General features: G+C 58.0%; 17 protein-coding genes. 13 read left to right on the top strand and 4 right to left on the bottom strand.

The window, feature by feature from the left end; all coding sequences use genetic code 11:
• Positions 1 to 248: 248 nt before the first annotated feature.
• Entirely contained in the window at positions 249 to 1,115 is an 867-nt protein-coding gene (locus LSG25_RS16530; RefSeq protein ID WP_232741983.1) for a crotonase/enoyl-CoA hydratase family protein, read from the top strand.
• Positions 1,116 to 1,184: 69 nt separating this feature from the next.
• Here LSG25_RS16530 and pdeR read toward each other — a convergent pair whose 3' ends face one another.
• The gene (gene pdeR, locus LSG25_RS16525; protein WP_232744736.1) at positions 1,185 to 3,176 is read right to left on the bottom strand and encodes a cyclic di-GMP phosphodiesterase; all 1,992 of its coding nucleotides are present in this window, start codon (positions 3,174 to 3,176) and stop codon (positions 1,185 to 1,187) included.
• Positions 3,177 to 3,793: 617 nt separating this feature from the next.
• Between pdeR and LSG25_RS16520 the strand changes: the two genes are divergently transcribed.
• The 7 genes from LSG25_RS16520 to LSG25_RS16490 all read left to right on the top strand — a co-directional run bounded on the left by LSG25_RS16520 (position 3,794) and on the right by LSG25_RS16490 (position 11,357).
• Positions 3,794 to 5,005 (top strand): ABC transporter substrate-binding protein, encoded by a 1,212-nt coding sequence (locus LSG25_RS16520; RefSeq protein WP_232741982.1) that lies wholly within the window; start codon positions 3,794 to 3,796, stop codon positions 5,003 to 5,005.
• A gap of 135 nt (positions 5,006 to 5,140) precedes the next feature.
• A complete protein-coding gene (locus LSG25_RS16515; protein ID WP_232741981.1) occupies positions 5,141 to 5,998 on the top strand; it encodes a branched-chain amino acid ABC transporter permease in 858 nt (285 codons plus the stop codon).
• On the top strand, positions 5,999 to 6,982 hold the full coding sequence (locus LSG25_RS16510) for a branched-chain amino acid ABC transporter permease (RefSeq protein ID WP_232741980.1): 984 nt from the start codon (positions 5,999 to 6,001) through the stop codon (positions 6,980 to 6,982).
• Positions 6,979 to 7,743: an ABC transporter ATP-binding protein gene (locus tag LSG25_RS16505; RefSeq protein WP_232741979.1), complete on the top strand. Its 765-nt coding sequence runs from the start codon at positions 6,979 to 6,981 to the stop codon at positions 7,741 to 7,743. Before LSG25_RS16510 ends, LSG25_RS16505 begins: the two co-directional genes overlap by 4 nt.
• The gene (locus tag LSG25_RS16500) at positions 7,740 to 8,444 is read left to right on the top strand and encodes an ABC transporter ATP-binding protein (RefSeq protein WP_232744735.1); all 705 of its coding nucleotides are present in this window, start codon (positions 7,740 to 7,742) and stop codon (positions 8,442 to 8,444) included. Before LSG25_RS16505 ends, LSG25_RS16500 begins: the two co-directional genes overlap by 4 nt.
• A gap of 32 nt (positions 8,445 to 8,476) precedes the next feature.
• The gene (locus tag LSG25_RS16495) at positions 8,477 to 9,745 is read left to right on the top strand and encodes a Zn-dependent hydrolase (protein ID WP_232741978.1); all 1,269 of its coding nucleotides are present in this window, start codon (positions 8,477 to 8,479) and stop codon (positions 9,743 to 9,745) included.
• A 97-nt stretch (positions 9,746 to 9,842) separates the two neighbouring features.
• Positions 9,843 to 11,357 carry a M81 family metallopeptidase gene (locus LSG25_RS16490; RefSeq protein ID WP_232741977.1) on the top strand — a complete coding sequence of 505 codons (1,515 nt, stop codon included), beginning with the start codon at positions 9,843 to 9,845 and terminating at the stop codon, positions 11,355 to 11,357.
• 415 nt (positions 11,358 to 11,772) lie between these two features.
• Here LSG25_RS16490 and LSG25_RS16485 read toward each other — a convergent pair whose 3' ends face one another.
• Complete coding sequence (locus LSG25_RS16485) at positions 11,773 to 13,245, bottom strand: M81 family metallopeptidase (protein WP_232741976.1); 1,473 nt, start codon at positions 13,243 to 13,245, stop codon at positions 11,773 to 11,775.
• A gap of 129 nt (positions 13,246 to 13,374) precedes the next feature.
• Here LSG25_RS16485 and LSG25_RS16480 point away from each other — a divergent pair, with 129 nt between their 5' ends.
• Positions 13,375 to 14,517 (top strand): serine hydrolase, encoded by a 1,143-nt coding sequence (locus LSG25_RS16480; protein ID WP_232741975.1) that lies wholly within the window; start codon positions 13,375 to 13,377, stop codon positions 14,515 to 14,517.
• Positions 14,518 to 14,524: 7 nt separating this feature from the next.
• Here the strand turns inward: LSG25_RS16480 and LSG25_RS16475 are convergent, their stop codons facing one another.
• The gene (locus LSG25_RS16475) at positions 14,525 to 15,442 is read right to left on the bottom strand and encodes a LysR substrate-binding domain-containing protein (protein ID WP_232741974.1); all 918 of its coding nucleotides are present in this window, start codon (positions 15,440 to 15,442) and stop codon (positions 14,525 to 14,527) included.
• A gap of 139 nt (positions 15,443 to 15,581) precedes the next feature.
• Here LSG25_RS16475 and LSG25_RS16470 point away from each other — a divergent pair, with 139 nt between their 5' ends.
• Positions 15,582 to 17,165 carry a sulfatase gene (locus LSG25_RS16470; RefSeq protein WP_232741973.1) on the top strand — a complete coding sequence of 528 codons (1,584 nt, stop codon included), beginning with the start codon at positions 15,582 to 15,584 and terminating at the stop codon, positions 17,163 to 17,165.
• Between the two features lie 55 nt (positions 17,166 to 17,220).
• Complete coding sequence (locus LSG25_RS16465; protein ID WP_232741972.1) at positions 17,221 to 18,204, top strand: tripartite tricarboxylate transporter substrate binding protein; 984 nt, start codon at positions 17,221 to 17,223, stop codon at positions 18,202 to 18,204.
• Positions 18,205 to 18,231: 27 nt separating this feature from the next.
• On the opposite strand, the gene LSG25_RS16460 is transcribed toward LSG25_RS16465, so the two are convergent.
• On the bottom strand, positions 18,232 to 19,131 hold the full coding sequence (locus tag LSG25_RS16460; RefSeq protein WP_232741971.1) for a LysR family transcriptional regulator: 900 nt from the start codon (positions 19,129 to 19,131) through the stop codon (positions 18,232 to 18,234).
• Between the two features lie 154 nt (positions 19,132 to 19,285).
• On the opposite strand from LSG25_RS16460, the gene LSG25_RS16455 reads away from it, so the two are divergent.
• Both LSG25_RS16455 and LSG25_RS16450 read left to right on the top strand, forming a co-directional pair.
• On the top strand, positions 19,286 to 19,486 hold the full coding sequence (locus LSG25_RS16455) for a DUF3311 domain-containing protein (RefSeq protein ID WP_232741970.1): 201 nt from the start codon (positions 19,286 to 19,288) through the stop codon (positions 19,484 to 19,486).
• A gap of 33 nt (positions 19,487 to 19,519) precedes the next feature.
• Positions 19,520 to 20,923 (top strand): sodium:solute symporter, encoded by a 1,404-nt coding sequence (locus LSG25_RS16450; RefSeq protein ID WP_232741969.1) that lies wholly within the window; start codon positions 19,520 to 19,522, stop codon positions 20,921 to 20,923.
• The last annotated feature ends 7 nt before the right edge of the window (positions 20,924 to 20,930 follow it).

Genomic DNA, 20,930 nt, shown 5'->3' with positions numbered 1-20,930 from the left:
ACCTATCGCGTACATTGCGCAAGCACACAGAAAACACGCATCCTGCCTGCGGCACCGCCCCGGCACCAGCCGCTTACACACACACTCCCCTCCGGCCTACCATCATTCGGGTATTTCTCTACTCGCTACATATTTGTAAGCTCGCTTGCCGTTTATAAATATAATGACGCCCATCATTTCAGACTCACGCTTCAAACGCATTGCGGTCATTGCCTTGATTGCAAAAAACGGTACTTGTCGGGCCAACCATGAACTTAATTGATCATCCGGCTTGCCGACCGTTCACTGAAGCCCAAGACCTGACCCAGATAACGCCTTTCTATGAGGAAGGCCGCAATATTCTGTGGATGATGCTGCATGCCCAGCCCCGCCCCTGTTTCAATCCGGCTCTCCTGCAAGACATCGCCCGCCTGGGGCGCGCCGCACGCGATTCGGGGCTGCCGATCGACTTCTGGATAACCGGCTCTACCGTGCCCCAGGTCTATAACGTGGGCGGCGATCTGCAGCTTTTTGCATCGCATATCCGTGCCGGCGAGCGAGAGCTTTTACTTTCCTATGCGCGCGCATGCATCGACGCTGTGTACGAAGCCATGACCGGTTTCGGAACCGGCGCCATTTCCATTGCGATGGTCGAAGGGAGCGCATTGGGCGGAGGCTTTGAAGCCGCCCTGGCGCATCATTATGTGCTGGCCCAGAAAGACGTGAAAATGGGATTTCCGGAAATTGCCTTCAATCTTTTTCCGGGCATGGGGGCTTACTCCCTGGTAGCACGAAAATCGCATATGCGGCTGGCGGAAGAGCTGATCAGCACAGGCGAGTCACATACCGCCGAATGGTATTTCGACAAAGGCCTGGTCGACGGAGTGTTCGAAAAAGACAATGCGTACATTTCGACCCGCACATTTATCGACGTTATTCGGCCCAAGCTCAACGGCATACGCGCCATGCTGCGCACTCGCCAGCGGGTACTGCCCATCGACAGGGCCGAGCTGATGGAAATTACCGAAGACTGGGCCGCATCGGCCTTTCTGCTGGAAGAGAAGGATCTTGCTTATATGGAACGGCTGGTCATGCTGCAAAACCGGCACGCAAGCAAATCGCAGAACTCAACATAAGCCAGCGTTGCAACTCAAAAGCGTGTTCCCCAGGCCTGGGGAACATGGCCGGGGCGCGTTCCGGCAAGCTCAGGCTACGAGCCGTAGCTTCTTGCCCTTGTTGTTGAGCCATTCCTCGAACTCTTTTGCCGGCATAGGCCGCCCATACAGGTAACCCTGGGCGTCATCGACATCGATGCTCTTGAGGAATTCGGCTTCCGCTTCGGTTTCAACGCCTTCCGCAACAACCTTGAACTTCAGTTGCTGTGCGACCGCGACCATTGACCGGACCAGCGCCTGCGAGGTGGCATTTTCGTTGATGGAGCTAATGAAACTGCGATCCAGCTTGATCACATCGAGCGGCAGGCGGGCCAATTGGGATAGGGAAGAGTAGCCGGTTCCGAAATCGTCGAGGTGAACTTGAGCCCCGAGGTCGCGGAACTGGCGAATCACGGCATGGGCCAGGGCTTCGTCATCAACCAGGCAGCTTTCGGTCAGTTCGAGGTCGAGCAGGCATTGAGTCTGGCCGGCCTGCCGCAGCGCTTCGGCAAAATCCTGAACAACCGTCGAGCTGCACAACTGGCGCGCGGATACGTTTATCGCAACGCGAATATCCAAACCGCGAGCTTTCCAGGCCGCGGCCTGTTTTGCCGCCGTTCTCATGACCCAGCGACCCAGCGGAACGATCAGGCCAGAGTCTTCGGCGTACGAGATGAAATCCAGAGGCTGTATGCGCCCGCGGTCAGGCGAGTCCCACCGCAGCAAGGCCTCGACGCTGCGAACCACACCAGTTTTCAGGCACAGCTTGGGCTGGTAATAAAGCACCAGTTGGTCGTCGGCATCGAGGGCTTTGCGCAAGTTGACGTCCAGCCAGACGAACTCGGAAACCCTGTTGTCCATATCGGGCGAGAACACGCGATACGTGCGTTTGCCGGCGTCTTTGGCTACGTACATGGCCGTATCCGCACAGCGAATGAGGTGATCCAGCGTATCGCCATGTTCGGGGCAGAGCGCAATGCCGATCGAGCAACCGGTATAGACTTCGATCAACCCCAGGCTGATCGGGTTCTTGAGACGATCGGTAATTCGCTGCGCGACACTTTCCATCAGGGCGAACGAGGCATTCTGGACCAAGACCAGGAATTCGTCGCCGCCAAGGCGGGCAACGCTGTCGCCCTCGCGCATGCAGGCCTTGATATTCAGGGCCACGGCCTGGATGAGACTGTCGCCGACCAGATGGCCATAGTGATCGTTGACCTGCTTGAAGTTATCGAGGTCGAGGAAAAGAATGCCGAAGCGATCGCCGCTTTGCAGGGATGCCGTGATTTTCTCGTAGATGGCGTGCCGGTTCGGCAAGCCGGTCAGCGTATCGACAGTGGCAAGCTCGAGCAATTTGGCCTGGGCCTTGCGCTCTTCGGTAACATCGGTACCCGAGCAGACCAGGTAGCGTTCGTCGGGACCGCTGCCGCTTTGCACGAATTTGTTGCGCCACAGGATCGTACGCGGGCCGTTGAGCGTGTTGATATGGCGCTCGACTTCGTACGACGAGGAATTTTTAAAGAAATCGCTGATGTTGGCGCGCGAAGCCGCCTGTTCGTCGGATCGCATGAAAGCATGCGCATTTTTGCCGATTACGTCTTTTTCGCGCAAGCCGGTCACTTCTTCGCACAGGCGGTTGAATCGCAGGATATTGCTGTTGTGGTCGATGATGACCACCAGGGAATTCACTTCGGATATGACTTGCTCGGCGAACTCGAGTCCGTGCGCGAGATCTTTGGCAACGGTGGGCGTGTCCATGTAGTCGGACGCGGTTCCCGACCAGGAATTGGCGCCATTCTTCTTGCCAACCAGGCTCAGTTTCTGGGATTCGCCAAAAAGCTTGATGTCTATTTCTGCATGCGAGGTCACCCCCGAGAAGGCCCGGATTTCACGTGCCTGCTCGGGCACCAGCGCAACAGCCAGGTTTGGGATGCCCTTGACGCCAGCCAGCTGCAAAGCATCGCTGTCAGCCGAAAGCTGCCAGAAAGGGCTTCTAGTACCAAAATAGGTAAACAGCAGTGATTCGGTTACGTCGTCATCCAGCATGGCAAGCCTCTTACTTTTATCGTCGGCAACGCTGATCTCTTCATTACCTACTTGATAAAACATCGTATGTCCCGGCAAAATTAGGTGCAGCAACCACTAGGCTATAGTCACTTAGTTGTCAAGTATAGTTGGGCTCATCATTATTCGCCAACTGTTTATTTTTGTGACAATAGCAAATTTTTCGAGCCAGGGGTTGCTTCAGCGGCCATTGTGCAACAGCTTTATTAAATTTACGATATAAATTGTTGTATTAAAAGAGTAAAGAACGCTGCCATGCGCCTGGTCCACCTGTTAATTGCACCTCTCGGCCAGCCCCGTTTGCGGCGCCACCGTGTCGCGGCACCCCGCCATGGTCAACGCCCATTCCATTTCGGCGCCACACGCTGTTTAATACATACGCCGGATCACGCCTTTCGGTATAGTGCAGCTCATAAATCAGTACAGAAATTTGATTTTTACCTATACAGTTTGATTTATTTGGGCTAACCGTATATTTCCATGATGCCATACAGCACTCAGAATCGATCCGGATACAGAATAAAGGACACCGCGCACGCCACTTCCTTCATCCTGATCTCATGAGCTTGAACATAATCACACCACGGAGACAACTTATGAACAGACGAGAACTACTCAAGATCGGTGCCATGGCGGCCATGTCAACCCCATTGCTTGGTTTGAAAACAGCATTTGCCGCAAGCGATTCCGGCCCCATTCTGTTTGGCTGCCCAAACTCCATGTCGGGCCCATTTGCCGCTAACGGAAAATACGCTGCCCTGGGCATGCAGCTCATCATCGAAGAAACCGGCAAGGCACTGAACCGTCCGCTGCAATACAAGATCCTGGACTCCCAGGGCAAGCCGGCCGTCGGCATCCGCCAGGTGCAAGACTTGTTCCAGCAATCCAACGCCCATTTCTTTGCCGGCGGGGTGCTGTCATCGGTGGGACTGGCCATGGGCAAGGCCATCGACAAGCTGGGAGGCGTTTTCGTCACCACCGTGGGGGCCGATGAAGTCACTGGAGTCGATTGCAACCGCGCCACCTTCCGCTGGTCGGTGCCCACCTATGGCGCAATACAGGAAACCGTTGGCCCGCTCATCAAAATGATGCCCAAGGCCAAGCGCTGGTACACGATTACACCCAAATACGTGTTCGGCGAAGGCCTGCTCACCGCAACCAAAAACCTGCTCAGCAAGAACGGGCTCGAGCACGTCGGCAATAGCTATCATGCCCTGGACGAACGGGAATTCAGCGGCTATCTCACCAATGCCATGGCAGCCAAGCCCGATGTCCTGCTGCTTCTGAATTTCGGTTCGCAAAGCTCGGAAACCTTGCGCCAGGCCGTCAGCTTCGGCATGAAAACCAAGACCACCATCCTGATTGCCTGGGCTTCGGGCCTGGAACAATTCGAATCGCTCGGCGCCGATCTGTGCGAAGGCGTTTATTTCGGCGTGCAGTATTGGCACGGCATCGATAGCCCGCTGAACCATACCCTGGTAAAACAGACCCAGGCCAAGTTCAAGATGAACCCCAACTACAGTCTGGCAGGTTCCTATATTTGCACCAAGCTGATGATAGACGGCATCAACAAGGCGGGCTCCACCGATCCGGCCAAAGTCATTGCGGCCATGGAAGGCGCCCGCTACGACGGCCTGACAGGCCCTGAACAAATACGCAAAGAAGACCACCAGGTCATCAAGAATTATTACCTGCTGAAAGGAAAGGCCAAAAACAAAATGAAAGACAAGGACGATTACTGCGAGATCCTGCACTCGGGCCAGTCTTTCCTGTCAGTCGCGGAAGCGGGCTGCAAAATGTCTACCTGAGGCGTCGCCCCGCCATCCCGCGCCGCCGGCCCTGAAACAGGGTAGCGGTGGCGCGGTACGGCGCCGACAGCATTTTCCGCTTGCAGGGTTGAACCTGTCGAAAAGCCGCACTTCCTCCTAGGGTCGAACCCGCCTATGAATGTTTATCTCCTGCAAGTCATTAATGGCATCGGCATCGGCATGCTTTATTTTTTGCTTGCCGTGGGCCTGTCCATCGTTTTCGGCCTGCTGCGGTTTGTCAACTTCGCGCACGGCGCCTTTTATGTGCTGGGCGCTTACGCGTGCTACCAGGCCCTGCAGTGGGGGGTGAACTTCTGGTGGACATTGCTGATCGGCCCGTGCATCGTCGGTGCGCTTGCGTGGCTGACGGAAAAACTCATCCTGCGCAAGGTCTATAACCTGCCTCACGAATTCCACATCCTGTTCACGGTTGGCCTGGCACTCGCCATACAGGAACTGGTCATACTTGTATGGGGGCCGGTCGGTGTGAATGTTCCGCCCCCTGATCTATTGAAAGGGGTAATCATCTGGGGCGGCTTCATCTATCCCAAATACCGCCTTTTTGTCATCGTCTTCACTGCGGTCCTGGCTACACTGATATGGCTGCTGCTTGAGCGCACCCGCCTGGGCAGCATCGTGCGGGCCGGCAGCGAATCTCCCGAGATGGTGACGCTGCTCAGCATCAATGTGCATCGAATTTTTGGCCTGGTATTTGCCCTCGGCGCCGCTACCGCCGGCCTGGCGGGGACGCTTGCCGCGCCGCTGCGCGGCGTGGAACCCTTCATGGGCATTGAAGCCCTCGCCGTCGCGTTTGTCGTCGTCGTGGTGGGCGGCATGGGCAGTTTTTCCGGAGCTCTTCTGGGCGGATTGCTGGTGGGCATCGTGCAAAGCATCATGAGTACCTTGTGGCCCCAGGGCGCCAGCCTGATGATCTATGTCTCAATGGCGCTGGTCCTGCTATTGCGCCCCAACGGCCTGATGGGGAGAGCCTGAATGGAACTGCTGCACAAACACCGATTCCTGCTCCTGGCCCTGGCCGCCGTCCTGCTCCTGCCCTTGCTCCTGAAGTCGGGCTCACTGGCCACCGAGGTGCTGATTTACGCCCTGGCGGCGCTCGCATGCAATGTTTTGCTGGGATACACGGGCCTGCTGTCCTTCGGCCAGGGGATCTTCTTCGGCGCAGGCAGCTACGCCCTGGGCATTGCCTTGACGCGCACCAGCCTGTCCATGCCGCTGACCCTGCTTCTGGCCATGCTGGTCGGAGCGCTTGTCGCCGCGGCGGTCGGCTGGCTCAGCATACGGCAAAAAGGCGTTTACTTCGTCATGCTCACGCTCGCGCTGGCGCAGATGTTTTATTTCCTGGCGTACTCGCTGCCGGACTGGACCGGCGGCGACAATGGCTTGTTGAACATTCCCACGCTGCCGCTCACCGCATTCGGCCACACGCTGCTGCCCAATAAAACCAGTTGGGAATACTACAGCTTCGTCGCGATTATTTTTCTGATCGTGTTTTATCTGCTCCAACGCATCGTCGAATCGATTTTCGGCCGCACGCTGCTCGCCATACGCGACAATCCGGCGCGCGCCACGGCAATCGGCTACAACATCAGGCTTTTCAAGCTGGTCGCCTTTATGGTGTCGGGTGCCACGACGGCCCTGGCCGGGGCCCTGTACGCCATGATGACCGGCATTGCGCCCCTGACCAGCATCAACTATCACATCAGCGAAACGATCCTGGTCATCACGGTAATCGGCGGGACCGGTAATCTGTTCGCTTCGGTGCTGGGCGCGGCGCTGTATGTCATCGCGTCCGACTGGCTATCCGACCTGTGGCCGCGCTGGCTGCTGCTGTTCGGCTTGCTGCTGATGGTCGTCAGCCTGTATTTGCAAGGAGGGCTATGGGGCTTGTGTGAACTGGTCTTCAAACGCGCCCGCGGCAATCGGGCGGATAGCCCGGCCAAGGAGCACAAACCATGACCCAGCCCATTCTGGAAGCCCGCAACATTGTCAAACGCTACGGGAAATTCGTGGCGCTGGCCGGCGTCGATTTATGCGTGCAGGCCAAAACCATACACTCGGTAATCGGCCCCAATGGGGCGGGAAAAACCACACTTTTCCATTCGCTCACCGGTACCGTGCCTCTTACGGAAGGGTCGATTATTTTCGACGGCCACGATGTCAGCCAGCGGGCGGATTATCAGCGGGTGCAGGCCGGCATGGCGCGATCATTCCAGGTCACTTCGCTGTTTCCCACTCTGTCGGTCCATGAAAACCTCAGGCTGGCCACGCAAGGCATACGCCCTTTGCAGGCACTGCGATTATGGTCGCTCATCAAAATGCGCCGCGAACAAGCCGACATGATCGAGGCCATACTTGAGAAAGTCGGCCTGACCCAGGTCAGGCACAAGCTGAGCAGCGCGCTGTCGCACGGCCAGCAGAGGCGCCTCGAAGTCGGCATGGCGCTGGCGGCCAGGCCCAGGGCCATCTTTCTGGACGAGCCGACATCCGGCATGGGTATCGACGACATCGACTCCATGAAGAAACTGATTTACAGCCTGCGCGATGAACTCACGGTCATCCTGATTGAACACAATATGGGCATAGTCATGGATATCTCCGACACAATTACCGTCATGCAGCAGGGCAAGGTATTGGTGGAGGGCGAACCGCAGGCCATCAAGTCGGACGACCGGGTAAGAAGCGCCTACCTGGGCAATATGATTACCGGAGGCCGATAATGTTGAAGGTACAGGAGATACACAGCTACTACGGCAAAAGCCACGTCATCCAGGGCGTTTCCATCGAAGTCGGACAGGGAGAGCTGGTTACGCTGCTGGGCCGCAATGGGGCGGGCAAATCCACGACGCTGAAAAGCATTGCCGGCCTGATCGCGCCGGCAAGCGGAACCGTTCTGTTCAAAGGGCAGGACATCACCCACTTGCCCGCCTATCGGATTGCCGGCCGGGGGGTTTGCCTGGTGCCCGAACATCGCGGCATCTTCCGTTTGCTGACAGTGGAAGAAAACCTGAATCTGGGTAGAAAAAAGGGCTCCCCCTGGTCACTGCAAGATATATACAAAATCTTCCCACGGCTATACGAGCGGCGGCGCAACGGCGGCGCGCAGCTCTCCGGAGGCGAACAGCAAATGCTGGCCATAGGCCGCGCATTGATGAATCATCCCCAACTGCTCATGCTTGACGAACCCGTTGAAGGCCTGGCGCCGATCATCGTGGAAGAAATCGTCGCGCAGCTGAAGCTGCTCAAGGCCCAGGGAATTTCCATACTGCTGGTCGAACAAAACCTGGAAGTCTGCACTCAACTGGCTGAACGCCACTACATCATCGAAGGCGGCAAGATCGTCTACAGCAACGACAACGCGTCGTTCATGCACGACACGTACGCCAAAGATCAATACCTGGGCGTCGGGGCAGTCCAGTAAGCATCGCCCTGAAATTTCGATTCGAGAACACCATGAATTCATCCCTCTCTGCAAGCGCGACTCTGCACATCAATGGCGATCGCCTCTGGCAATCGCTCATGTCGCTGGCGAAAATCGGCGCCACCCCAAAAGGGGGTGTCTGCCGCCTGGCCCTGACCGAACTCGACCGCCAGGGGCGCGACCAGTTCGTGCAATGGGCCAAGGACATTGGCTGCTCGATCCGCATCGATGAAATCGGCAATATTTTCGCCCGCCGCCCGGGTCGCAATAATGATTTGCCGCCGGTACTCACCGGCAGCCATATCGATACCCAGCCCACCGGGGGGAAATTCGACGGCAATTACGGCGTCCTGGCGGGGCTGGAAGTGCTGCGCACCCTCAACGATCGCCAAATCCGCACCGAGGCGCCCATCGAAGTGGTGGTGTGGACCAATGAAGAAGGTTCGCGCTTCGTACCCGTCATGATGGGCTCGGGCGTTTTCGTGGATGCCTTCCCATTGGCCGAGACGCTTGCGCAAACCGATGCGCAGAACATCAGTGTCGCCAGCGCCCTGAACAGCATAGGCTATGCCGGCAATACACGCAGCCAACACTTTCCCATCAAGGCCTACTTCGAAGCGCACATCGAACAGGGCCCCATACTCGAAGCCAGGCAAGACACCATAGGCGTCGTGACCGGGGCCCTGGGCCAGCGCTGGTATGACATCACCATCACCGGCATGGAAGCCCATGCCGGCCCCACGCCCATGGAGTTGCGCAAGGATGCCCTGCTGGCCGCCGCCGGTTTGATCCAGTCGGTCAACCGGATCGCGCTCACCCACGCTCCCCACGGGCGCGGTACCGTCGGATGGATCGACAACTTTCCCAACTCGCGCAATGTCATTCCTGGGCGCGTGAAACTCAGTGTCGATCTGCGCGCCGCCTCGGACGAGGTATTGAGTTCCATGGACGCCGCGCTGCACGCCGCATGCCGCGAACTGCGGGCGGACAGCACTCTCGCGATCGACATTGAGCAAGTGGTTTACTTCCCGCCGCAACCTTTCCACCAGGAACAGATCCAGGCCGTGCGCAATGCCGCCGACCAATTGGGCTTCACGCATACCGATATCGTCAGCGGTGCCGGCCATGACGCCGTTTACCTGGCCCGCGTGGCACCCACGGCCATGATCTTCATTCCCTGCAAAGACGGCATCAGCCATAATGAAATCGAAGACGCCAAGCCGGAACACATTCAAGCCGGCGGCAACGTGCTGCTGCTGGCCATACTGGAGCAGGCGGGAATCGCCTCGGCCGGCTCCTGAACCGCGGCACCCTGGCGGCAAGCCGCAGGCTCATGCGGCGCACACGGCCCGCGCGCTCACGAGCGACTCAGAAATGACATTACACGGATAGACAGTCATGAAACTACTCATAGCCAGAATGAATCACGAAACCAATACATTCTCGCCAGTCCCCACCCCGCTTGCCTCATTCGGCATCGATGGCCCCACCTACGGAGCCGATGCCTATGCCGAAAACCTGGGCGGCCGCACGGCAATGAGCGCATTTATCGATCTGGCAAAGGCGGCCGGCGCCGACCTCATCACGCCGATCTCCGCCACGGCCAATCCCAGCGGCCCGGTCGAAAAAACGGCCTATGACACCCTATGCCGCCACATACTCGATGCCTCCGATCATTGCGACGCCATGATGCTGGACCTGCACGGCGCCATGGTGGCCGAAAACAGCCACGACGGCGAAGGCGATCTACTGGAGCGCCTGAAGGCCCGCCATCCTGAAAAAGCCATTGCCGTCGCGCTCGACCTGCATGGCAACGTCACGCAAAAAATGATGGACAACGCCGATATCATCGTGAGCTTCAAAACCTATCCCCACATCGATATGTACGAAACCGGCGAACATGCAGGCAGGCTGCTGCTGGCCAGGCTCAAAGGTGAAATCAGCCCGGCGCTTGCCTGGGAACGCCTGCCCCTGATGACCCATACACTGAAAAGCGCCAGCAATTCGCCCGCCATGTGCGCCGCCATCCAGGCCGCCAGGGAAGCGGAGCAAAGCAGCGTCCTGGCCGCCTCCGTGCTGGCCGGCTTCGCCCTGGCCGATATTCCCGCCCCCTGCATCAGCGTCGTGACCGTAGGCAAGGACGCGGCCTCCGCGCGCCAGGCCGCCCGCCAGATCGCATTGAAAATCTGGGCTTCAAGAGAAGGATTCGTATACCATAGCCCCCCATTGGCCGAATCGATAGGCAGCGCCAAAGCGCTGGCGGCAAAAGCCGGCCCGCAGGCCGGCTGCGGAAATCCGCAAGGCCCGATACTGTTGCTGGATCACAGCGACAACTGCATGTCCGGTGGCACCTGCGACACCATGGACGTGCTGCAAGAAGCCCTGACTCAAGGTCTGGGCAATATCGGCGTCGGCCCGCTGTGCGATCCTCAAGCCGTCGAACAACTGGTACATGCGGGAGAGGGCGCAACGGTCACTCTTCAGCTGGGCAACAAGCGGCCTCTGACAAGCCTGGGCATTGTGAAGGAACCGGTCACGCTCACCGGCCAGGTCAAACACCTGGGCAACGGCGAATACATCATTTCCGGGCCTACCTACACCGGCATGAAATGCAGCATGGGCAGAACCGCCTTGTTTGCATGCGGCGATCTGGAAATTGTGATCACCGAACGCACCCACGAGCCCTGGGATCTGGGGGTGTTCACTTGCGTAGGGCTGGATCCGGCACGCAAGAGTTTCCTGCTGCTGAAATCACGCATGTATTGCCGCCCGGTATTTTTTCCCATCGCCAAGGGGTTTGTGGAATGCGACAGCAGCGGCGTCACCAGTTCGAACTACGCCCTGTTCCCGTTCAAGAATGTGCACCATCCCGTCTACCCGCTCGATCCCAATACCCACTGGCCGAATCGATAATTTCATTTTTCAACCGCCCCTGAGCATGAACGCAAAGAAATCCCCACCAACTACTCCAATGCAAGCTGGGGTGGCGGCCCAGGCAGGGTGAGCGAGCTTGAGTCCGCCGCGGCCGGCGCCTGGATCGGGAGGCAAGGGAGCGGTTGTTTGAGCGTCACGGGTGTCCACAGCCCGGGGGGCTGTGGACGACGCGAGTTCCGCGACCGCCCGATCCAGGCGCCGGCCGCGGGCAGTCCTGGCGCAGCCAGGACCGGACGATGCGAGCTCCACCCTGCCTGGGCCGCCACCCCAGCGTCTCAAGAACGCATATCGTGCAGGCATTTGTCCTGGCCATTGACCCGCCATGCTCGCGCCTAAAGAGAACACCGAAGACGAGCCAAAACAGAGTACGCAAGCCCCACGCACACCACCACAATCAAAAAGGATCCAACGGATAAATAGGCCGGCGCACGTGTTCGAACTTCAATTTGGAATAGTCCGAAGTCGTCACCCCTATTCCATTGCACTCAATCACATGCCTGGCCACACCCGTAAATCCCGCACGCCAATGCACCCGGCTCTTCATGATCACGTAATGCATATTGCGCACATCGATTCCCAGCGAATAAAAACAATTCAAGTCGAAGGGCTCCATATGCCCCGATGCAACCACGATCAGAATATTGCCGGTGTCCAGCACCACCGTCGGGCCAGTGGAAATCTCGACCCCCGCGCTCATCGGCCCCCACAGCTTGAAGCGCCCATCGCTGATCGTGCGCACCGTCACCGTCAATTCAAGAGACGGATTTTCCTCGTTTGTGGCCAACAGCCGGGCCTTGCCGCCCAGCGACAACGTCACCTTATTGCCAACCCCGGCCTGTATCGCCTGCGCCACCGCCGCCGGATCATAAATAGCGTAAAACACCGCATTGCTCAAACCCTGCGCAAGGGCTTCCTTCAGGACCACAGTGGTGTCCATGGTCCCGCCCGAAGCCACATTGTCGCAGTGATCCAGCAGGATAACCGGGTACTCGGTCTGCCGCGTCGCCGATCCGACCGCCTCGGTCAAAGGCACAGACTCGAACAGAAACTCCGCGCGCCGGTCCCAGGCTTCGTCAAGCAGGGAATCGCGAACCGCAGTCGCCGCATCGGGATTTGCGTCAGTGCACACCACGACACTCAGACCCGCATTGGCAATATCGGCATGGGGAAACCCGACAAACAGCGAAGCAGCCAGAGTGCCTGCCTGCTCAAGCGACTTGCAGCGCTCCTGCAGATCGCGATTCGGGCCGCTGTGGGTGCCCTGCCGCATGACATGCGGCAGCATGGGGCGATTGCCCCATGTCATCACCGGCCTGAGCTCCCCCTGGATGGTCTTGCAGATGATTTCCGCCGCACGCACTCCGGCCTCGTAAATATCCACATGCGGATACGTGTGATAACCCGTAATCACCGTCGAATTCGACACCATGTCGGGATACAGATTGGCATGCATGTCCAGCGTGACGCCTATCGGAACAGAAGGCTGGATGCGCCGCAGGCGGCGCAGCAATTCTCCTTCGCCGTCATCGAAACCCTCGACCACCATGGCGCCATGCAGATCCAGCAAAATTCCGTCGTAGGCGCCTTCGGCCGCGCTTAGTATGGCGGCGACAATTCTTTCGTAAGCGTCGCGATCCACAGGGCCGCTGGGCCATGCGTCGGCGACAATCGGCACCACGATTTCCGCCCCGTAGCGGGAAGCCACATCGATAAAGCCTCCTATGCCTGTGCCGGTCCCCGTACGGGCAGCAATCGCCTGTGCGCCGCTCAGAACCCCATTGGACCCCTTGAAAAATCGTTCAAACCTGGTCTCCACCGGAGAAAACGTGTTTGTTTCATGCTTGAACGTTGCCAACAAAAGTCTCATCCTCGGCCTCTTTATATATGAATGCATCCAGATCCTGCACAGCACCTGTTTTACCATTTGACAGCCCAGGGCGCATCCACTACGTTGGCAGGCATCGATGGTCCCTCATTGCGGCAGGCTCAACAAATCATGCAAATCGAAGAATCTTTTGGAACCGTCAGGCAAATCTATGACGGCGCCTTGTTGCCCGATACCCAGGTTCGCACATTCCGCCATATCGACCGACTCTTCCCAAGCAGGACGATTGCCCGCGGCCCCCGGATCCGCCCCCTGCCTGGCCGAGCAACACATCTACAAAACTTTGCATTCGCTTCGCAAGGCAAAAGCTACGATCTCTACGATTTTCTCTCGATCAACCGTGTCGGCGGCCTGCTCGTCATCAAGAACGGCGGGGTCTGCTACGAAACTTACCAGCTGGGCAACACAGAAAGCACGCGCTGGGTATCGATGTCGATCGCCAAAACAGTCACGGCCACCCTGGCAGGAGTCGCGATCCAGGACGGCTGCATAAAAAGCCTGGCCGATCCCATAACCCGCTACCTGCCAGCCTTGAACCACAGCGCCTACGATGGCGTCACCGTTGAACAATTGCTCACCATGACCTCGGGCGTCCAATGGGACGAAACCTACACCAACCCGCTGTCGGACCGGCGCCGCATACTTGATCTGCAGATTGCGCAGCAGCCGGGCGCAATTCTCGACATGATGGCCAGCCTGCCGCGCGCCGCCGCGCCGGGCAGCCGCTGGAACTACAGCACCGGCGAAACCCATATCGCCGGTGCTCTGGTGCGGGCGGCAACGCAATGTTCCCTGGCCGATTATTTCTCGGAGCGAATCTGGTCGAAGCTGGGCACCGAGTCGGATGCCACCTGGTGGCTGGAGTCGCCCGACGGACTCGAGGTCGGCGGCAGCGGCATCTCTGCCGGCCTGCGCGACTACGGCCGGTTCGGCCTGTTTCTGCTGAATCGCGGCATCATCGATGGGGTTGAAATCTTGCCCGCCGGCTGGATGCGGGCCGCCAGCCGGCCGTTCCTGGCTGCGGGAGTAAAAATCGACTACGGCTATATGGTATGGCCCCTGCCCGACACCCGACACCCCGTACACCACGGTGCCTTCCAGGCCATAGGCATTTTCGGCCAGCACCTGTACGTCAACCCCGCGCAGAATCTCGTGGCCATGGTCTGGGGCGCTCTGCCCAAGCCCATGTTCAAAGACCAGACCCAAATCCAGGTGGAGGATTTCTTCGCCGGACTCTGCCTGGCCCTGCAGTAGCGCAGGGCTAAACCACCATATTCACGGACTGTCGGCGTGCGCAGTCCATGAAATCCTGGATCAGCCGCTCGCCCTGATCCTCGAGACGCCAGAGCAGGCTTACCGACCCCTGGTAGGGAATAAACAGGTCCAGCACTTCAAGCGCAGCGCCTTGTATACACCAGGCTGTAGCGCGGGACATGGGTGCAATCAGGTCGGTGCCCTCCAGCAGCACCGCGTTGGTGTGTATATAGGCCGACTCGACCAGGACATTGGGTTTGCCCAGATTCATGGACTCCAGTGTCAATTCCATGAGATTGCGAAACGGGCTGCCGGGCGGCGGGGCCATCCACGGGTAGCTCAAGGCCTGGGCCCAGGTCACGTTCTTGGTCCCAGCCAAAGGATGCGAACGGCACACTGCCAGGCAAAGCGGAGTGTCGCACAGTTTTTCATGCGTCAGGTCCGGCGGAGCCTGGCCTTCCTCGATCCGCCCGATAACGAGATCAAGCTCGCCCGACAGCAATTTCGAATTCAGGTGATCCAGCGTGTCTTCACGTATGTGCACAAACACCTTGGGATGCAGACGGTGGAAATCGCGCAGCACACCCGGCAACAAGGCTATGGCCACCATGGGCGACACCCCCACTGCCACCTGCCCCTCCGTCGGCCCCTTCATGTAATCGACCACGGCACGCGCCCGGTCCAGACGCCCCACAATTCCCTTGGCCTGCCGCGCCAGTTCCAACGCCAGGGGCAAGGGCGTCAGGCCCCGCGCATGACGCTGGAACAAAGGGGCTCCGACATTCCCCTCGAATTCCTTTACCCACTTGGACAGCGCCGGCTGCGTCACATTGAACTCCTGCGCCACCTGGCTCATGTTTCCAAGCTCGCACAAGCGAACCAGCATTTGCAGATTCCTGAGTCGGATTTTGTAGCTCCAGTCCATCAGAGTGCCTTTTTACATACAAGATATAACCAAATCATATGGAAATAAAACTTATTTTCATTTTTCATTTATACATCAGTTGCCGATAATCAACCATCCCCCGGTTTTATCGCACTTGCGGCACACGGCACCCCCAATAATGAGTCAACCTAATTTCATCCTGTTCATCACCGATCAGCAAAAGGCGCAGCATCTCGGCGCGTACGGCAACACCGTCATCAAGACCCCGAATCTGGATGCCCTGGCGAAACGGGGATGGAAGGCCGAGCGCTTTTATGTCGCCACCCCGATTTGCATGCCCAACCGCTCATCGCTCATGACCGGGCGCATGCCCTCCGTCCACGGCGCGCGCCACAACGGCATTCCCTTGCCGCTCGAGTCTGTGACCTTTGCCGACAAACTCAAAGAGGCCGGATACGAAACCGCGCTGGTGGGTAAATCCCATTTGCAGAACATGACCGGCAAAGGTCCGCAATGGCCCCGGCCCACCGATCCCGAAACCCTCGGGGAAGCGCGCCGCTCGTACGGAGGCAATTACGATCAGGAATGGGGCCCATACTGGCGCAACAATCCCGACCATGACCTGGCAACCCCCTTCTATGGCTTTTCACGCGTCGCCCTGACCGTGGACCATGGCGACCAGGTCTGGGGGCACTACTGGCGCTGGCTGCAGGAGCAGCATCCCGAAGCGGCACGACAAGCCGGGCCGGAACAGGCCATACCCACGCCCGACTACGAACTGAGCCGCTTCCGGCAAGCATGGCGCACCCGCGTACCCGAGGAGCTTTCCACCAACGCCTACATCGGCGGGAAAACCTGCGAACTGATCCGCGAATACGCGCAAGGCGACAAGCCTTTCTTCATCAAATGCTCATTCCCCGATCCGCATCACCCCTTTACACCCCACGGCAAATACTGGGACATGTACGATCCCGACAAGGTGGATCTGCCGGAATCCTTCCACGCCAGCCAGGCGCATACACCGCCGCCGCACGTGGCGTGGCTCTACAAGCAGCGCGAACTATCAAAGGCCGTCAAGCATACCCCCGCCCTGTTTTCATGCACCGAACGCGAAGCGCGGGAAGCGATCGCACTGAACTACGGCTCGATTTCCCATATCGATCACGTCGTCGGCCAAGTCATGGCCGAATTGCAGGCACAGGGCGTCGCCGATAACACCATCGTTATTTTCATGAGCGACCACGGCGACTACCTGGGAGATCATCAATTGCTGTGGAAGGGCCCCATCCATTACCAGAGCCTGATTCGCACGCCCTTTATATGGATGGACCCGAGCCGCCCGCAAGCCCGGCACAACGAAGGGGCGCTCGCCTCGACCATCGATATCGCGCCCTCGATTCTGGAGCGCACCGGCCTTGTGCCCTACAACGGCATGCAAGGCAAATCCCTGCTGCAGCTCATGGACAACAGCACCCCGGGCCTGCGCAATCATGTGTTGATCGAAGAAGAAGGCCAGCGCGTCATGTTCGGCATGGATACCCGCGTGAGAATGCGCACCCTATTGGACAAAGAGTACCGGCTTAGTCTTTACGACGCCGCCGATTTCGGAGAGCTCTACGATCTGAAGCGCGACCCGATGGAACTCGAAAACCTGTGGGATTCGCCCACGCATGCGTCCCGCAAATCGGCATTGCTCGAAGCCCTGGCCCTGTCCATGCTCTCGCATACCGACACCAGTCCGAACCCCAGCGCCATTGCCTGAGTCGAGCCGCCATTTTTTTCCAAAAACCATTATCAAATAACTATCGGAGACAACCATGTCAACCACGCAATTAAAACATCGCTTGATCGGCGGCCTTGGCGCCCTGTTTCTATGCCTGGGCGGTACGGCGCAAGCCGCCTATCCGGAACGGCCTGTTTCCATCGTCGTGAATTTCAGTGCAGGCGGCCCGCTGGATTTCGTTGCCCGTCTCTTCGCGGCCAAAACCAGCAAAGAACTTCATCAATCGGTAATCGTCGAGAACAAGGCCGGCGCCTCCGGCTCAATCGGCGGGGAATATGCGGCGCGCGCCAAGCCCGACGGCTACACCTTACTGCTGAGCGTCGACACGCTGGCCACCGTCAACCCTTTCGTCTATAAAAACAACCATTTCGATGCCAACAAAGACCTCGCCGTCGTCGGCAGGGCCGGCGCATTCAACCTGGGCCTGGTCACCCGGGCAGGCCTGGGGCCCACGACGCTCAAGCAGTTTGTCGATATGGCAGGTAAAACCGCACTCACCTACGCCTCGGCGGGGGCCGCGTCACCGGGACATCTGGCCATGGAAGCCTTCAAACTCGGCAGCCATGTGGAAATGACGCATGTTCCTTACAAAGGCAATGCGCCCGCGGTCAATGCCTTGCTGTCCGGTCAGGTCGACAGCGGATTCCTGGCCGTTGCGAACATGCTCCCGCACATCAATGCCCACAAGCTGGTGGCGCTCGCTGTGTCGGGCACACAGCGCGATCCGCTGTTGCCCAACACCCCCACAATTGCCGAATCCGGCATCCCCGGAATGGAAAATTTCAACATGGGCTTTGGCTTTGTATTGATGGCGCCCAGGAATACCCCCAAGGACATCGTGATGAAGTGGAACACGCTGCTCAACCAGTTCCTCAAAGAACCCGATGTACTGGAAAAACTGAAAATCATGGATATCAATCCCACCTACGGCACACCGGCCGAGGCTGAAAAAGAAATACAGGCAGCGGCCCGGCAATGGAAGGTGGTGATAGAAAAAGCGCACGTTACCGTGAACTGAAGATGGGCCTATATGGCGCCTGCCGCCTCAAGCGGAAAAACGCCGGCAGATAAAGCGCAGTTCGCGCACAAAATTATTTGCGCTTGGGGTCAGCAGTTTGGCATCGTGGCAAACCAGCCCGACATTCAGCTCCGGCAATAACTCCCGGATGGACAGAGGATGGAGCGAATGGCCGAAGACCGTGAAGTCGTATGCCGTGTCCGCCAGGCAGCCAACCATGTCGGTGCTGGAAATCAGCATCGCATACAGGCTTGCCGAGGTGCAGCGTATGACTCGCCGCGGTTGCGGCAAGCGATGCTGGGCGAATATTTCATACAGCATGTTGCCGGGCTCTTCGTTGGAATCCCAGACCAGCCACGGCAGATCCGCCAAATCGGCCAGACCGCATGCCGTTTGCACCGGATGCCCTTTTCTTACCCCGACCGTGAGGCCGACTTTGTACATCGTTTCCCAATAGTAGGCGGGCGCCTCGGGCAGACCCACCCGTGAAACCAGCCCGACATCAATGGTGCCGTCGGTCAGCCCTTCGATGATCTGCGCAGGGCGCAGCTCCAGGACCTTCAGATTGACATCCGGACTCTGCCGCTGAAAGTCGATGATCGCGTTGGCCAGAGGGCCGATACAGGCTACCGGTGTCGCGCCTATCACCAGGCTGCCGCTTCTTACCCCTACAAGCGCATTGATTTCTTCTTTGGCATGGCGCAATTGCTGCTCGATCGCCCTGGCATGCTTGAGCAGGCCCAGGCCGTACGCGGTCAAATGCGCCCCCTTCGGGGTACGAACCACCATGGGCACTGCCATTTCCTGCTCAAGATCCTGCAAGGCCTTGGTAATGGCGGGTTGGCTCAGATGCAAAGCCAGTGCCGCACCCTGGATGCTGCCGCAATCGGCAATCGCAATCAAGGCCCTCAGATGATGGCTTTTCATGATTTCTACCTTTTGCGCAGGCGGGTAAGGGCATCAATATAACTGTCATTTATACCCATCAATATAAATCATTTGATCTTCATTGTGAGACAAAGCATTCTAAAAAAAACAATAATTCATCGATATGCAGTAATCACACCGCAAGGAGACAAGCATGTTGCGTTTTTTTATCGGAGTAGTGATTCCCTATCTGGGCGTCATCGGTCTGCTGCCATGGGCCAATACAGTCAGCTACACCCTGCTGGGTGTGCCATTCCTGTATCTGTGGATTTTCGCCTGGTTCGCACTGACCTCCTTGTGCCTGGCCATTTGCTGGTATTGCTTCGACCGGCACCGTACGCCTACTGCCCTTTAACTCGCGATACCTATTCCATAAACGAGACCCAACATGGCTACAACCGTCTTTTTAGGCATCATCCTGTTTTCCGTGTGGCTGGCATTGCGAGCCGGACGAACCGTTCGAGACAAAAGCTCTCATGATTATTTTGTGGCTTCGCGTCAATTTGGCGGTCTGCTGGTGTTTTTCCTGACGGCCGGCGAGATCTACAGCATAGGCACCATGATTGGCTTTCCCGGCGGAATCTACGCCAAGGGCCCGACCTACGGCATCTGGTTCCTCGGCTATATTTTGCTGGCTTATCCTCTCATTTATTTTATCGGGCCGCATATCTGGCGCGCTGGCAAAAAATACAATGCGGTGACCCTGCCCGATTTATTCAAAGGGCATTTTCAAAGCCGGTTCCTCGAACTGGTCGTCACCATAACCGCCGTGCTGTTCCTGATACCGTGGGGCCAACTGCAATTTACCGGCCTGATCGTTGCACTGCATGGCCTGGGCTGGAAATTCGCGCCTGTGGTCCTGGTTATTATTTCCGCCGCACTGGCCTTCTTATATATTGTCATTTCAGGCGTGCGCAGCACCGCGGCCATTGCGGTACTGAAAGACATCATTATGGTGCTGGCCATTGTGGTGACCGGCGTGGCGGTATCCTGGCATTTCGATGTAAAAGAAGTGTTCGACGCGGCCAGCAAACAAGTCAGCAACACCATGAACACCGCGCAGATGCAGTTTTCGATCAGCACGATTTTCTTTCAGGCAATGGGCTTTTTGTGCATACCGATGCTGACGCAATTCCTGTTTACCGCCAAAAGCGACCAAACCATACGGCGCGCGCAAATCCCCATGCCGCTCTATATGTTCATGTATCCGTTTCTGGTTCTGGCCTCTTACTACGCCATCAGCGCAAACCTGAAGCTGGCTTCGCCCAACGATGCGTTCATTATTGCCGCCGTGCATCTGCTGCCTGGCTGGCTGATCGGTGTTGTGGCGGCCGGAGCGGCCTTGTCGGGGCTGCTGGTGCTGGCCGGGCTGTGCCTGTCGATCGGACCCCTGGTCAGCCGCAACCTGATGCCGCACACCCCGGAGGCCAAACAAAAGAAAGTCGCTCGCATTGTGGTGGTGATCTACCTGCTGGCATCCATGGTGCTGACGCTCGTCACCCCTAACCTGATGCTCACCCTGATCAATACGGCGTACTACGGATTCACGCAGTTCTTTCCCGCCATCATTGCTGTCCTGTTCCTGAAAAACATCAATCCCGTGGCGCTCGGCGTTGGCATTCTGGTCGGGCAGGGCGCCGCCATCTATGCCGATACCGCAGGCATCCATTTCGGCGGCATCAATATCGGGCTGGTATGCCTGTGCCTCAACGTCCTGATCGCGGGCGCGGGCACCGTGCTGTTCAAGCCAAGACACGCCAGCATGCCTATCTATCAACACGTCATCGACTAGGAACTCA

The sequence above is a fragment of the Paralcaligenes sp. KSB-10 genome (assembly GCF_021266465.1).
Taxonomy (GTDB): Bacteria; Pseudomonadota; Gammaproteobacteria; order Burkholderiales; family Burkholderiaceae_B.
Note: the sequence above shows the minus strand (reverse complement) of the source record. Positions and strands in the feature narration are given on the sequence as shown.

Bases quoted from the DNA above. Each gene is read 5' to 3' on its own strand.
- LSG25_RS16530 (WP_232741983.1), top strand. From the start codon at position 249: ATGAACTTAATTGATCATCCGGCTTGCCGACCGTTCACTGAAGCCCAA.
- LSG25_RS16520 (WP_232741982.1), top strand. From the start codon at position 3,794: ATGAACAGACGAGAACTACTCAAGATCGGTGCCATGGCGGCCATGTCA.
- LSG25_RS16515 (WP_232741981.1), top strand. From the start codon at position 5,141: ATGAATGTTTATCTCCTGCAAGTCATTAATGGCATCGGCATCGGCATG.
- LSG25_RS16510 (WP_232741980.1), top strand. From the start codon at position 5,999: ATGGAACTGCTGCACAAACACCGATTCCTGCTCCTGGCCCTGGCCGCC.
- LSG25_RS16505 (WP_232741979.1), top strand. From the start codon at position 6,979: ATGACCCAGCCCATTCTGGAAGCCCGCAACATTGTCAAACGCTACGGG.
- LSG25_RS16495 (WP_232741978.1), top strand. From the start codon at position 8,477: ATGAATTCATCCCTCTCTGCAAGCGCGACTCTGCACATCAATGGCGAT.
- LSG25_RS16490 (WP_232741977.1), top strand. From the start codon at position 9,843: ATGAAACTACTCATAGCCAGAATGAATCACGAAACCAATACATTCTCG.
- LSG25_RS16485 (WP_232741976.1), bottom strand. From the start codon at position 13,245: ATGAGACTTTTGTTGGCAACGTTCAAGCATGAAACAAACACGTTTTCT.
- LSG25_RS16480 (WP_232741975.1), top strand. From the start codon at position 13,375: ATGCAAATCGAAGAATCTTTTGGAACCGTCAGGCAAATCTATGACGGC.
- LSG25_RS16475 (WP_232741974.1), bottom strand. From the start codon at position 15,442: ATGGACTGGAGCTACAAAATCCGACTCAGGAATCTGCAAATGCTGGTT.
- LSG25_RS16470 (WP_232741973.1), top strand. From the start codon at position 15,582: ATGAGTCAACCTAATTTCATCCTGTTCATCACCGATCAGCAAAAGGCG.
- LSG25_RS16465 (WP_232741972.1), top strand. From the start codon at position 17,221: ATGTCAACCACGCAATTAAAACATCGCTTGATCGGCGGCCTTGGCGCC.
- LSG25_RS16460 (WP_232741971.1), bottom strand. From the start codon at position 19,131: ATGAAAAGCCATCATCTGAGGGCCTTGATTGCGATTGCCGATTGCGGC.
- LSG25_RS16455 (WP_232741970.1), top strand. From the start codon at position 19,286: ATGTTGCGTTTTTTTATCGGAGTAGTGATTCCCTATCTGGGCGTCATC.
- LSG25_RS16450 (WP_232741969.1), top strand. From the start codon at position 19,520: ATGGCTACAACCGTCTTTTTAGGCATCATCCTGTTTTCCGTGTGGCTG.